Source organism: Sphingobacterium corticis, assembly GCF_042684745.1.
GTDB lineage: Bacteria > Bacteroidota > Bacteroidia > Sphingobacteriales > Sphingobacteriaceae > Sphingobacterium > Sphingobacterium corticis.
In genome coordinates, this window is the sequence record NZ_JBHUMA010000004.1 from 1,071,992 (window position 1) to 1,085,341 (window position 13,350).

General features: G+C 43.3%; 11 protein-coding genes. 5 read left to right on the top strand and 6 right to left on the bottom strand.

Annotation, left to right across the window (positions count from 1 at the left end):
• Window positions 1–28: 28 nt before the first annotated feature.
• From ACFSQ3_RS06030 to ACFSQ3_RS06050, 5 genes are all read right to left on the bottom strand, one after another.
• Window positions 29–661, bottom strand: a complete 633-nt coding sequence (locus ACFSQ3_RS06030) for a nitroreductase family protein (RefSeq protein ID WP_380868433.1) — start codon at window positions 659–661, stop codon at window positions 29–31.
• Window positions 662–716: 55 nt separating this feature from the next.
• Window positions 717–1,097 (bottom strand): DUF1304 domain-containing protein, encoded by a 381-nt coding sequence (locus tag ACFSQ3_RS06035; protein ID WP_380868435.1) that lies wholly within the window; start codon window positions 1,095–1,097, stop codon window positions 717–719.
• A gap of 110 nt (window positions 1,098–1,207) precedes the next feature.
• A complete protein-coding gene (miaA, locus tag ACFSQ3_RS06040; protein WP_380868436.1) occupies window positions 1,208–2,113 on the bottom strand; it encodes a tRNA (adenosine(37)-N6)-dimethylallyltransferase MiaA in 906 nt (301 codons plus the stop codon).
• On the bottom strand, window positions 2,110–3,282 hold the full coding sequence (locus tag ACFSQ3_RS06045) for a Gfo/Idh/MocA family protein (RefSeq protein WP_380868438.1): 1,173 nt from the start codon (window positions 3,280–3,282) through the stop codon (window positions 2,110–2,112). The genes miaA and ACFSQ3_RS06045 overlap by 4 nt, the downstream gene beginning before the upstream one ends.
• 37 nt (window positions 3,283–3,319) lie before the next feature.
• Window positions 3,320–4,099: a hypothetical protein gene (locus ACFSQ3_RS06050; protein WP_380868440.1), complete on the bottom strand. Its 780-nt coding sequence runs from the start codon at window positions 4,097–4,099 to the stop codon at window positions 3,320–3,322.
• A 126-nt stretch (window positions 4,100–4,225) separates the two neighbouring features.
• Here ACFSQ3_RS06050 and def point away from each other — a divergent pair, with 126 nt between their 5' ends.
• Window positions 4,226–4,813, top strand: a complete 588-nt coding sequence (gene def, locus ACFSQ3_RS06055) for a peptide deformylase (RefSeq protein WP_380868442.1) — start codon at window positions 4,226–4,228, stop codon at window positions 4,811–4,813.
• A 38-nt stretch (window positions 4,814–4,851) separates the two neighbouring features.
• Here def and ACFSQ3_RS06060 read toward each other — a convergent pair whose 3' ends face one another.
• A complete protein-coding gene (locus ACFSQ3_RS06060; protein WP_380868444.1) occupies window positions 4,852–5,472 on the bottom strand; it encodes a trimeric intracellular cation channel family protein in 621 nt (206 codons plus the stop codon).
• A gap of 594 nt (window positions 5,473–6,066) precedes the next feature.
• On the opposite strand from ACFSQ3_RS06060, the gene ACFSQ3_RS06065 reads away from it, so the two are divergent.
• The 4 genes from ACFSQ3_RS06065 (at window position 6,067) to ACFSQ3_RS06080 (ending at window position 13,147) form a co-directional block, all read left to right on the top strand.
• Window positions 6,067–9,072 carry a SusC/RagA family TonB-linked outer membrane protein gene (locus ACFSQ3_RS06065; protein ID WP_380868445.1) on the top strand — a complete coding sequence of 1,002 codons (3,006 nt, stop codon included), beginning with the start codon at window positions 6,067–6,069 and terminating at the stop codon, window positions 9,070–9,072.
• Window positions 9,073–9,170: 98 nt separating this feature from the next.
• Entirely contained in the window at window positions 9,171–10,733 is a 1,563-nt protein-coding gene (locus tag ACFSQ3_RS06070) for a RagB/SusD family nutrient uptake outer membrane protein (RefSeq protein WP_380868447.1), read from the top strand.
• Window positions 10,734–10,757: 24 nt separating this feature from the next.
• Window positions 10,758–12,779 carry a hypothetical protein gene (locus tag ACFSQ3_RS06075; RefSeq protein WP_380868449.1) on the top strand — a complete coding sequence of 674 codons (2,022 nt, stop codon included), beginning with the start codon at window positions 10,758–10,760 and terminating at the stop codon, window positions 12,777–12,779.
• A gap of 191 nt (window positions 12,780–12,970) precedes the next feature.
• The gene (locus ACFSQ3_RS06080; RefSeq protein WP_380868450.1) at window positions 12,971–13,147 is read left to right on the top strand and encodes a hypothetical protein; all 177 of its coding nucleotides are present in this window, start codon (window positions 12,971–12,973) and stop codon (window positions 13,145–13,147) included.
• Window positions 13,148–13,350: the final 203 nt, after the last annotated feature.

A 13,350-nucleotide genomic window follows, 5' to 3' on the forward strand; every position in this document is an offset into this window, starting at 1 on the left:
TTTGTTATGGTTGATGTTAGTAGTGAGACTACATTTCTACAATAAAGTCTTCCCGTGGAATTCGTACTTTTTTCATGGTGCCTAACCAATCGCGTTCTTTGTCGGCGTAGCCGATGTACATTAAACTCACACTTTTTAATCCCATCTCTCCCAATCCGAGAACCTGATCAACGATTGCATTGTCGAAACCTTCCGCCGGCGTGCTGTCGATGCGAAGTTCTGCTGCTTGAGCAAGCGCCAATCCTAAAGCGATGTACGTTTGGCGAGCAATGTGCGCAAAATTGGCTTCCGGCTCTTCTGGCAGATACATTTCTTTCAATTTGTCTGTGTAACTAACGAATCTGCCTCTTGGAAGCTCGCGCTCGTCAGTTGTAAGATCATATACTTTGTCGATTCGATCCGCTGTGTAGCGATCCCAAGCGGCAAATACCAAAATGTGTGAACATTCGCGAACACAATCCGGATTCAGAGCTGCTGGAGCAATTTGCTCACGTAAAGCGGCATCTTGCAGAACTATTACTTTGAAAGGTTGCAAGCCGGAGGAAGTCGGAGCTAAACGGGCTGCTTCCAATATTTTTTCCAAATCTTCCGGACTGACCTTTTTAGCCGGATCGTATGCTTTACAGGCGTGTCGCCAATTCAAATCTTCTATTAATGCCATGTGTTTAAATAAATGTTTGTTCTAAAATAACTGTTGAAACATCAAATTTAGTATGTTAGTTGATCAAATATTTTGCAGCTAACACGGCAGCTAATGCTAAATATGCTGGAAGACCTTGTTTAATGGCAATGCTTTTCGACGATGTGATGCCTCCATAAGTTGCGGCCACGGCCACACATCCTAGGAAAAATAAACGTATATTGTACATCCAAATCGGATCGCTGATAAAGAAACTCCAGATTAAACCTGCCGCCAAGAAACCATTGTACAATCCTTGGTTGGCTGCCAAAGATTTCGTCGGTGTAAAAAGTTCTGCCGGCAACGAGCTGCCGAATGTTTTCTTTCCTACCGTTTCCCAGGCAAACATTTCCATCCACATAATGTAGATATGTTCGATCGCCACCACGGCGGTTAGGATGCTAGCAAGTATTTCCATTTGTCTTCTTTTTAAAGTAGATTTTATATCAATTGAATAGTTTTAAATATAGCTCAAAATGTATATTGGTGTATGACATCGAAAACATGAATTTATCCAAAAAGAAACATTCAAAACCAGTTAATCTTGATCCCGTCTTTTTCCATCTTTCGGAAATAGGTCATCTGTCTTTTAGCATAGCGATTGATTTCCGTAGTTAGTTTTTCCACAAAGCCTTCGTAAGTTAATTCTCCCTGCAAATACAAGCCAACATAGCGATATTCCAAACCATAATAATGGAGATCTGCGAACGACAACCCGTCATCGAGTAAGCCTTGTACTTCGCCTATCAAGCCATGTCCAAGTCTTTTTACTAGACGGCTTTTAATTGCAGCACGTCGATTTTCTACGTTGGGATTTATGCCTATGGCATGGTAATTTTCAATAGTACGCAACGGCTTTAAATCGGGTTTATGTATTTGAATATATCCCAAAATTTCTAACGCGCGAACCAACCGTTTATGGCTATGGAAGTCGATTGTAAAATCGGTTGGTATGCCGATTTCTCTGATTTTTAGTTCTAATTGTTCTTTAGAAAATAGAGAAAGTTCGGCTTGAACAGTTGGGTCTTTTGGAATCTGGGCGTAAATCGATTGCTGAAGAATCGTTTGAATGTACGATCCGGTTCCGCCGCATAAAATAGCTTGTTTTCCGCGCGCGATGATGGAATCGTATGCGGCGAAAAAATCTTGGCGAAATCGGTCTACCTGATAACGCTCTCCTGGGTCAGCAATGTTGATGAGGTGATGTGGAATATCTTGATACTCTTCCAAATCTTTTCCTGTACCAATATCCATGTGGCGGTAAACCTGTCGCGAATCCGCTGATATAATTTCGCCATCAAATGCTTTAGCTAACTCGACGGCTGTGCGTGTCTTCCCTGAAGCCGTTGGACCCAAGATGATCCATAACGAATCAGGCGAAAGATGTTCTTTCGCCTGAATAATATGTGCTTTTATTTCGGACAATGTGATCACACGTCAAACTTAGTCCATTTCTCATTACTTTCGTGGCTTTTTACGACAGTTTCGATGAAAGCCATTCCGCGCACACCATCTTCTACCGTTGGAAAATCCAAACTTTCAGCCGACGGTGTTTGTCCGTCGCGTTTTGCTGATACAGTTTCCGCAAAATTGCGGTAGATATTTGCGAATGCTTCCAGCAAACCTTCCGGGTGACCAGATGGGATTCTTGTATTGTGCGTCGCAAAAGAACTCAGTGTATATGGAGCAACGTAAGCATTTCCAGTGCGGTAAAGTTGTCTTGGTTGATCGAGCATTTTCACAATCAAGTTATTCGGATCTTCGTTCGCCCATTCTAGTCCGCCCAGCTCACCGTAAATGCGAATTCTAACCGCATTCTCTTCACCGGCCGAGATTTGCGAAGCCATTAATACGCCTTTCGCGCCGTCGGTAAAACGAAGCAAAACCGAGCCATCATCGTCCATCGTACGTCCATCTACGAACGATGTTAAGTCTGCACATAGATCGATAATTTTCAAGCCAGAGATATATTCAGCCAAATGAGCAGCATGTGTTCCGATATCGCCCATAACAAGTGATTTTCCAGATTTCGCCGGATCAGCACGCCATTCGGCACCGCCGCTTTGCTCCTTATCTGTTAAGCGCGATAACCATCCTTGCGGATATTCTACGACGATCTTACGGATTTTTCCAAAATGACCATCCTTTACCATTGCTTTCGCCTGCTTTACCATTGGATAACCCGAGTAGGTATGTGTGAGCGCTAAAGTGCGTCCTGTGCGGGTAACGATTTCCTGCAATTCTTTCGCTTCTTCTACGGAAACGGTCATCGGCTTATCCACAACCACATCGAATCCATTTTCCATCGCTAATTTGGCAGGGCCAAAATGTACGGAATTAGGTGTTACAATACTGATGAAATCCATGCGGACATCTTCTGGTAGCTGCGCTTCTTTTTCGATCATCGTTTTATAATCTGGATATACGCGATCTTCAGGAAGAAATAGTGCTTTTCCAGATTCTGCCGCGCGTTGCGGATCTGAGCTGAAAGCGCCACACACCAAATCAATTTTGCCATCCATGAAGGCCGCTATGCGATGTACCGCGCCAATAAAAGCGTTTTGGCCACCGCCTACCATACCCATGCGTAGTTTACGTGTCATGTAGTTCAAGTTTTTTGAGGTTTAAATATAACGAAAACTAAATCGTCTTCGCGAATCGCAACACCAATTTTATGCTACCGCTGTTGGTTTTTGTGATGCGTTCTTTTGGTTCATCGAGCTTTGTATCAGACTTACCGTAATCTAATGTTGGAACGGCAACGATCTGTGGAGCTAAAATGCCTTCTTCTCGAAACCCAATTTTTTGTAAAGAGGAATCTTGTGTCCAATCTCGATCGACATACGTCATCAAATCTCCGGGATCAAAATCCTTCTGAAATGCTTTGATCAATTTGGAAAGCCCGCCGACGGTAATTAAATTACTTTTATGACAAAAACGGATGAGTTCGAAAGATCGGTAATCATCGGGTTGATCGCGCATTCGGCGACCGCCGCTAAACACCGCCAAGCTGACCAATTCCCCTTGATAAAATAGTCCATAGCGATACTTGCCCGTCATCGCCGATTGAAGATGATGTTCCTCAAGAAAAAATCTGGTAATGCGTTTGTCTACACGAGCGGCAACAGTTTGTCTTGCATAGATTCGTTTTCCGTAACCTAAAACGGTTTGAATGCGTGCTAACAATTTGGTTAGGTCGTTCGAAAGTAAATGCTCGTCGATATGTATTACTTTTTCGTCGCTTTGCGGGTAAGAAATCCGACGGAGTGCTGAATCAGGATAAATCAAAAGATGCGTCTGCGAAGAATCAGGTTTAGTCAGCGTGATATGAACAACGGCATCATTCAGTAGTTCCTGTTTAATGGAAATATCTTCGCAACCTGCCAGCGCATTTATAAAACCTGTTATTAACTCCGTCACCCTACAAACTTACGTTATTTCTGGGCTTTTCTAACGGATCAATCATTGGTCATTTGTGTCAACTTAAGTTTCTTCGTGATGATTGGGCAAGAAAATTGGTAACTTTGGAACGAAAATTAAAACAGCATGAAATTACCTATAGTAGCCTACGGCGATCCTGTATTGCGTACGAAAGCAAAAGAAATAGAAGAGGACTATCCGAACTTGAAGGAATTGATCAACGATATGTTTGAGACCATGTATGCAGCTAGTGGTGTTGGTTTGGCCGCTCCTCAGGTAGGTTTGCCAGTTCGTATGTTTGTTATTGATGCGTCGCCGTTTGGCGAAGATGATGAGGATGGTCCTGGTGATGCAACCGCTAAAGATTTTAAGCACGTTTTCATCAATCCAATTATGGTAGAGGAAAGCGGGAAAGAATGGGCTTTCAACGAAGGTTGTTTGAGCATTCCACACATCAATGAGGATGTGATGCGCAAGGAGAATATTATCATCAATTATTTGGATGAGAATTTCGAAGAATACGAGATGGAACTAACCGGATTGGCAGCGCGTGTGGTACAGCATGAATACGATCACATAGAAGGAAAGCTTTTCTTAGATAAACTCGGCCCAATTAAGAAAACGATGTTGAAATCAAAGTTGGAAGCGATATCTAAAGGGGAGGTGAGAACATCGTATAAGATGCGTTTCCCTCAGCAAAAGAAGAAGCGGTAAATTTATTACCTGGATATACACGATCACGAAGCTCCTGTTTAAGGAGCTTTTTTGTTGATTTGCTTTACGGCTGGAAGGGAAAGGTTGTACCGAACAGAAATAATGCGAATCAAAAACACCAAACTAGCGCTGATGAAAGCATTAACCGCTGGTTCCACTTCTAAATTATGCAATATGACAAATAACGTTGCACCAGCAATACAAGCAGTTGCATAAATCTCCCGGCGGAGAATCAAGGGCGTTCGGTTCAGCAGCACATCGCGAATTACACCGCCCATTGACGCGGAAAACATACCTAATAATACTGCGGCGATAGCATTGCTCTCGTAATTAAGGGATTTCTCTACACCAACCACGGTGAAAAAGCCAATTCCGATGGCATCAAACAGCGAAAGCGTTCGCGCCAGCGTATAAATTTGCTTGTTGAATGTCAGCGCAATCAGCACGCCAAAAGATATAGCAATAATGTAATTGCCGTCTTCCACCCAAACTGGACGAATATTCAAAAAAATATCGCGCAAGGATCCGCCGCCGATCGCCGTCACAAATCCTGTGAAGCCAGCGCCAAAAACGTCCACATTATTTCGGTTGGCCGCCATGGCTCCCGAAATGGCAAACATCATCGTTCCTAATAAATCGAGCGTATAAATAATCGTCATTTTAGTTCGAGGTTAAGCGAATTAGAGATAGGACATGGGGAGCGCATATTAAATAGCTTCTTCACATTTATATCCATTTCCATTTTAGATTTTGATTGCTACAAGCTCCTCTAAACTTACAAATAAAATGGTCACATGCATGACGAAATTTTGCTTACTGATAGTTTAATCGGGCTGCGTGATACAAATATGCAATTTATTGACCTTAATCTGCAAGTCAGGAATATGTGGCAACATCTATATTTGTTCATGCGCCTTCTGGCGCAGCATGCAGCCATAATATATTATAAGCGTTAAATTTTTACCGTGGGTAGTTTCCAGAGTAAAATATCAGTGATTTTCCACTATCGCGTGGCATTGTTAAGATTAGCCTCCACGTTGGGGTAAGCACATGTCGCATAATGAAAGCGATTGAATTGTCCGTTGGTACGTAAGTCATCGGACTTGGGTACTCATCGTATTACCATGGTATAGCTGCTCGTTTCACATGAAACTCTTTGAGTTTTTAACGAGCCACACACATTTACTATTAATTGAATAAATCAACACAACATGGGTTAGCAATAACTCAAAACCAAAAACAAATATAATTTTATGATAAGAACGATGTTCATGATGCTATTTGCCATTTGCTCGCTCGCTGTCTACGGACAAGCGCCAGTAAAAGGTAAGGTAACGGACAAAGACCAGTTGCCCGTTTCCAGCGTAACGGTTCGAGGTGCGCAAGAAACAACCTCGACGAACGAAAGCGGAGAATTTACGATTCAAGCTTCTGCGGGCGATACGCTGTATTTTCAAAAAGTCGGCCTTGCGCCGCAACAAGTTATTTATACCGGACAAACTTCGGTGAACGTACAGATGCAGGTCGACGACCAGAAACTGGAAGAGGTCGTTGTCATCGGTTATCAAACGGTACGCAAAGCGGATTTAACGGGCGCGGTTTCCATCTTCAAACCGGATGAAATGAAAAACACGACAGTGACCGGAACGGTTGGTGACGCGTTGGTAACTGTGCCAGGAGTGAATGTTAGAACGGCTGGTGCGCCAGGTTCGGAAGGTAAAGTAGAAATTCGCGGAACAGGAACGTTCGGAAATAGCAATCCGCTATATGTGGTGGATGGCGTGATTTCCGGAGCAAACCGCGATTTCAACTTCAATGATATTGAGAGCATTCAGGTGTTGAAAGATGCATCGGCGGCAGCGATTTATGGATCGAGAGCAGGTAACGGTGTGATCATTATTACGACAAAGCAAGGTAAAGATGGCCCGATGAAGATTGATTTGTCTTCTCGTCGTTCTTTGCAATGGTTGCCAAAATATAATTTGACAGGCCGCGATCAATGGATTCAGTTGAACGATATGGCATTTGGAAATGCGATCGCTGACGGGAATACCGATCTAAAAGGTTTGGCAAATCATTTCGATGGCAATACCGACTGGCAAAAGGAAGTTTTCAAAACCGGTGTGGTGGACGATCATAACGTTTCCTTTTCTGGTGGGGGAAAGAATAGCCGTTATTTTATTTCGGGTAACTACCAATCCAATTCCGGAACGACAATCGGAACGAGCAGCGAACGCTTCACATTGCGTTCCAACACTTCCGCAACACGCGATTTCGGAGATAACGTGAAGTTTACCATCGGAGAAAACATCACATTGAGTCATTATGATGTCGAAGAAATGGATAGCAATCCGATCGTCGATGTGTACAGAATGTTGCCGACTATTCCGATTTACGATGACAGAAACTATGGCGGTTACGGATTGGGCGCTGGCGCTTATGATATCACGTTCGGAACGAATCCTTTTGCGAAAGAAGATTTTACGGATACGCGAAATAGAAACCTACGCGTTCGCGGTAATACATACGCTTCGTTGGATTTCTGGGATATGTTTAAATACAAATTTAGCTTCGGTTTTGATTTCAATAACGACAATCATAGCTACCTGCGCAAGTTGGGCTCTTGGACGGTTAACCAGCCAGTCGATCCGTCTTCATTGATGCGTCGCCAGCAACAATCTAGAGAATTTGTGTTCGATAATACGTTAGAATTCAACAAGCAGTTTGGCAAACATTCCGTTGGATCGGTAGTCGGTATGAGTTATCAGCCTTATGTATTTGAGCAACTTTGGGGTTCGAAAAACGGCGTGTTGACAAATAGTAATACGGGTTCGTACTACGGGGAGCTGGATGCCGCACTTCGTGATCCGAGAACCGGAAGTTTGAAACAACAAGCGAAACTGTATTCGCTATTCGGCCGAGTAAACTACAATTACGATGAGCGCTACTTGGTGAGTGCAACGGTTCGTCGCGATAAATCATCGCGGTTTTCTCCGCAACATAACGTCGGTTATTTTCCGTCGGTAGCATTAGGATGGCGTATTAGCAACGAGCAATTTTTCGATGTTTCTTGGATCAATGATTTAAAACTACGTGCTAACTACGGATTGCTGGGAACTTCCAACATCGAATATTGGGATTGGGTATCATTAATCAATTCATTTCCGCAAGCATCTTTTGGTGACAACAGTACATCCGTAACCGGGATGACACAAGTTCAATTGGCAAATGCCGATTTGAAGTGGGAACGATTAGCACAAATGAATGCCGGATTTGATGCATCCTTATTCGATAGTCGCTTCAATGTTTCCTTCGAGTATTTCGTCAAAACCACGAAGGATGTCCTTACGCCGATGCAGATTTTACTTTCTACAGGGAATAATGGCGGAAATCCGTTCGTAAATGCCGCAACCTTAGAAAATAAAGGCGTAGAATTGGCTCTGAGCTGGCGAGATAAAATCGGGGAGGAATTCACGTATGGCGTCGATTTGAACGGTTCGTATTTGAAGAATAAAATTATTGAGCTGGGATATGGAAGAAATGAATTCAATCAGTGGAACACCAAATCCATGGTTGGCAGCCCAATTGGCGAATGGTATCTGATCGAAACGGATGGATTGTTCCGTTCGGCGGATGAAGTACAAGCGCATCGCAATAGCGCAGGCCAATTGATTCAACCTAACGCAAAGCCGGGCGATGTGAAATACATTGACTATAATGACGACGGACAAATCACGGATGCGGACCGGCAATATATGGGATCAACCATTCCAAAATACAACCTGGGAGCTAATATTTCTTTGGGTTATAAAGGTTTTGATTTACAGATTCAGGCGACTGGCGCATTTGGACACATGTCTTACAATGGACCGAGAGCAGGTTACGATCGTTATGATGACAACTCAAACTACCGAGCAGATTACGATGCTTGGACGCCACAAAATCCAAATGCTACGGATCCTCGTCCAATCTTTGGCGATTCACGCAATGCGCGCCCCGATCAAGATCGTTGGTTAGAAAATGGAAGCTACGTGCGTATCAAGCAAATCGCTTTGGGATACAACCTGCCGAAATCACTTACGGGCGAATTCATTCGCGGAGCGAGGATTTACGCGAACGTGCAAAATCTGATCACGATTACAGGATATCGCGGTTTGGATCCGGAATTCTTAAATACCAGTATTTGGGATCGTACGTATGATGGCGGAGCGTTTCCAAATCCTCGAGGTTTCACATTCGGAGCGCAGCTTTCCTTCTAATTTATAATCAACAAAAGATGAAATGTCGATGATCGCCGAATACAAATAGCAATGATCAGGACATTCCATATGACTATTAAAAAATAGATCAGTTACATATGAAAAAGATATTATATACCATTTGTTCATTATGTCTGCTAGCTTCGTGTGATGTGGATGTAGAAAACCCAAATTCCATCACCAAAGAAAACTTTTGGGGAACGGAATCGGATGCAGAGCAGGGCGTAAATGCCATTTACAATATGTTTTACAAGCCCGGAACCTACGCCAGATGGATGTGGTTTAGGCACGACTTGACGTCCGACGAAGGTTTTAGCCAAAGTCCATGGGCAGAATTGCGTGAATGGACACGTTTTACATACAACAACTATAACTTCGGCGAGGGCAATGCACATACCTACAGCGATTGTTATCAAGCGATTTTCCGTGCCAACCAAGTTTTGACCAATGTGCCGACCATCGAGTTTGCCAGCGAAGACAAAAAATCCCAGTTGCTAGGACAAGCTTATTTTCTTCGTGCATTATATTATTACAACTTGGCGGTGCTTTGGGGAAGCGATAACAAGAGTGTGCCCATCGTGCTAGAACCATCAACGCCAGATTTGCAGCCGCAAGGATTTACGGAAACAGAAGTTTTCCAACAAGCGATTGCGGATTTGACGGAAGCAGAAAAGGCGTTGCCAGCCGTATGGACGGGCGCCGATAAAGGTCGCTCCACAAAGGGCGCGGCATTGGCGTTGCGCGCAAAATGCTACATGCAGTTGCGTCAGTGGGATAATGCGCTGGCCGATTTGCGTTGGTTGGTAGATGGCGAAGGCAAAAGTTATTACGATTTGGTGCCGACCTATGCAGATAACTTCACATCGTCTAACGAAAATAATATTGAATCGGTTTTCGAGATTCAATATTCGGATGTTAATAAAGCGCCTGCCGGCGATGATGTGTATGCAGTCGATCCTAACTTAGGGTTGCATAGAGGACAATTTTTTGCGCCTCCGGGAATAGGTTGGAATGATGGAGAAATGCGTCCGTGGGTGGTTTCAGAATTTAAGAAAGAAGCCGATTTGAATAATGCGATCGATATTCGTTTAAAATCGACGGCATTTTACCAAGGAATGGAAGTCGACTTTACGGACAACTCTTTGATATATACAACAGAAAGTAACGCGGCTTTATGGGCGCAGAATAATTATCAAGGGCGTGTTTTCTTCCGGAAATATGCTTCCACAGATCGTGGATTTGATGATTATTACAATCCAACGAATGTTCGCGTCATTCGCTTCGCGGATGTATTGTTAATGTATGCAGAATGTTTGGCACAATCTGGAGGTGGACTTGCTGATGCGGTTGCTGCGGTGGATCGTGTTCGCGCGCGTGCAAATATGCCCGCGTTGGCCGTTAATCATCCTTCGGCAACAACGGACAATGCAGCGTTCTTAAAGCGTTTGCAGATGGAGCGCGTTTTCGAGTTGGCAAGCGAAGGTCATCGCTGGGCGGATATCAAACGTTGGGGATTGGTGGATAACCAAGCCGGAATTGATGAGTTGAAATCTCGCGATAATGATTTTGCGAATTTCGTGATCGGGCGACACAGAAGCCTGCCGATCCCGTCGGACGACGTGAACAATAATCCGAATGTTGTTCAAAATCCGATGTATTAATAAAAAGCAACACAACGAAAATTTATGACAAGAGTATTTTTTTTAATTATTACATGTTTTTTGCTAGCGACGAATATCTTCGCTAGCAATCCGCCAGCTAATTCCAAGTGGAGCATCGCCTTAAAAAGTCCGGGCAACAAAGCGCAGCATTACACGTTGACGGATGACGGTGCGGGTAGATTACAAGCCAATGAAAGTCTTCCGCTTACGATTTCTCGGAAAACGGTAGAATCGGGAGATGTTGTTCGCATCACTTTTGATATCACGGCGAATAAAACTGTTTATTACAATTTGGAAGAAGTGTATAATCTCCCTACGGTAAAACACGAAGAATGTCAGTTTCTCATGCCCGGATTTTGGTATCGCCGAAATTTAAGATCGCCAAAGGAAGCACCATCTTTCGCTACGAGTGATAGCTGGCAAGTGCGCGACGATCGATTGAGCATTCCGTTGACCGGAATCTATAATGAGCCGAATGCTGAATATTATTCGGTGGTTCGTTTGGATGATTTCGAAAAAGAAAGTTTGGCAACGCACCAAACGGGTGAAGTGATTCTTTCCGGCGAAACATCGCTTGGATTCACCGGATTCCGAAATGCAGATGGTCATTCTGCCTTGGTTTTTGGATTTCCGTATCACGAAACGCCAAAAACATACGTTCGTAAACTTACGTTAGCACCATCGGTACAAGCATTTGAGAAGTTGGATGCTGGTCAAACACGTCACCTTACATGGGAAATCAAAAAAGGAAAAGCGAAAGATTACTCCACTTTCGTAGCCGATGTTTGGAATTACGCATACGATTTGTTTCAACCGAAGGTTTATGAAGGAGCAATGAATGATGCGACTGCGAAGGAAGCTTTGTCGAATTTCTTCACAGAAAGCTACGTGGATAAGTTTGATTTGAAATACTTTTCCGGAGTGCACATGCGGACGGATGATGCTGCAAGCACCGATATAACTGAGGTCGGATTCGTCGGCCGGGTTTTGTTGAATGCGTATAATGCGTTGGAATACGGTGAGCAGGTCGGCAATCAGGATTTGGTAACCAAAGCGAACGCGGTATTTGATTCCTATTTGAAAAACGGCTTTACGGCAAAAGGTTTTTTTAGAGAATTCGTGGATTTCGGTAAAAAGTCGGAAACCCAAGAATACAGCATTCGTCGTCAGTCTGAAGGTTTATTTGCGGTGTTGAATTATCTGAATTACGAAGCAACAAAAAATCGTAAGCATCCGGAATGGGAAACCAGATTGAAACAATTGTTTACGAATTTCGAGAAATTGCAACAGCCGGATGGAAGCTATCCGCGGAAATTTGATGGCGATTTCAAAATTACAGATGCTTCCGGCGGAAGTACGCCATCTGCTATTTTGCCATTAACTATGGGCTACGCTTACTTTAAAAACAAAAAGTATTTGGCCGATGCTAAGCTTTCCGGAGATTATTTAGAAAAGGAGATTATCGCGAAGGCAGATTATTTTTCATCTACGCTGGATGCTAATTGCGAAGATAAGGAAGCTTCCTTATACGCGTCTACTGCAATGTATTATTTGGCGATGGTAACAAAAGGAAAAGAACGTGCGCACTATGTCGATTTGTCGGAGAAGTCAGCCTATTTCTGTTTATCATGGTATTATTTGTGGGACGTACCTTTTGCGCAGGGGCAGATGCTAGGCGATGTAGGATTCAAATCTCGCGGCTGGGGCAATGTTTCCGTGGAGAACAACCACATTGATGTGTTTATCTTTGAATTTGCTACAGTGCTTGATTGGTTAGCAAAAGAAAAGAAGGCACCGCGCTTCTCGGCTTTCTCGGATGTCATCAAAACCAGCATGCTTCAGTTGATGCCGCAAGAAGGATCTATGTTCGATATTGGGAAGAAAGGTTATTATCCGGAAGTAGTCCAACATACGAATTGGGATTATGGTAAAAATGGAAAAGGCTTTTATAATGATATTTTTGCTCCAGGGTGGACAGTGGCTTCGCTGTGGCAGATGCTCAGTCCTCATCGCGTGGAGTCCTATTTTGGGAAATATATCAAGTAAACTTCTAGAAGTTCGAAATAAAAAAACGGAAATCTGCACAATATCAGGTGCAGATTTCCGTTTTTAAAAATACCTCGCATGCTTTGCTGAACGCAATTTCAAAAGCATTGGGTTATGTTGAAAGCAGGTAGTCGATCTTAGATCTAAAATAATAGTAAAAAAATCTCCTTGCTTTACAGCGTTTTAGCGCTTTGGTAACAGCAAAAAGCAAAAAAGGTTTTGCGGGAATGAAAAAGGTTTCTACCTTTGCACCACTCCGCAAGGGAGGAACGGTAGTGAAAAGATGGAAAAAGGGAGTTTTTGGGGCTATAGGCTTAGAAAACGACTGGATTCAGAAGGGGAAGATCTTCAAAATTATTTTCAAATAAAATTTGCAAGATTAGAAAAGTTTCCTACCTTTGCAATCCCAACCGAGAGGAAGGGTAAACAAAAAGAAATTCAAACCTGAGAGGGTACGAAATAAAAGGCCAAAGCGCGATGCGGCGGCGAGAGAGTTCTTTAAAGAAATGATCATGTAGCGTGGCGAGTAGTAGCTTTTAAATGTAAGCGGCGAAAGTCACAAAAAATGAGA

Excerpts from the sequence above, each read along its gene's own strand:
- ACFSQ3_RS06030 (WP_380868433.1), bottom strand. The coding sequence starts at position 661 with ATGGCATTAATAGAAGATTTGAATTGGCGACACGCCTGTAAAGCATAC.
- ACFSQ3_RS06035 (WP_380868435.1), bottom strand. The coding sequence starts at position 1,097 with ATGGAAATACTTGCTAGCATCCTAACCGCCGTGGTGGCGATCGAACAT.
- ACFSQ3_RS06045 (WP_380868438.1), bottom strand. The coding sequence starts at position 3,282 with ATGACACGTAAACTACGCATGGGTATGGTAGGCGGTGGCCAAAACGCT.
- def (WP_380868442.1), top strand. The coding sequence starts at position 4,226 with ATGAAATTACCTATAGTAGCCTACGGCGATCCTGTATTGCGTACGAAA.
- ACFSQ3_RS06060 (WP_380868444.1), bottom strand. The coding sequence starts at position 5,472 with ATGACGATTATTTATACGCTCGATTTATTAGGAACGATGATGTTTGCC.
- ACFSQ3_RS06065 (WP_380868445.1), top strand. The coding sequence starts at position 6,067 with ATGATAAGAACGATGTTCATGATGCTATTTGCCATTTGCTCGCTCGCT.
- ACFSQ3_RS06070 (WP_380868447.1), top strand. The coding sequence starts at position 9,171 with ATGAAAAAGATATTATATACCATTTGTTCATTATGTCTGCTAGCTTCG.
- ACFSQ3_RS06075 (WP_380868449.1), top strand. The coding sequence starts at position 10,758 with ATGACAAGAGTATTTTTTTTAATTATTACATGTTTTTTGCTAGCGACG.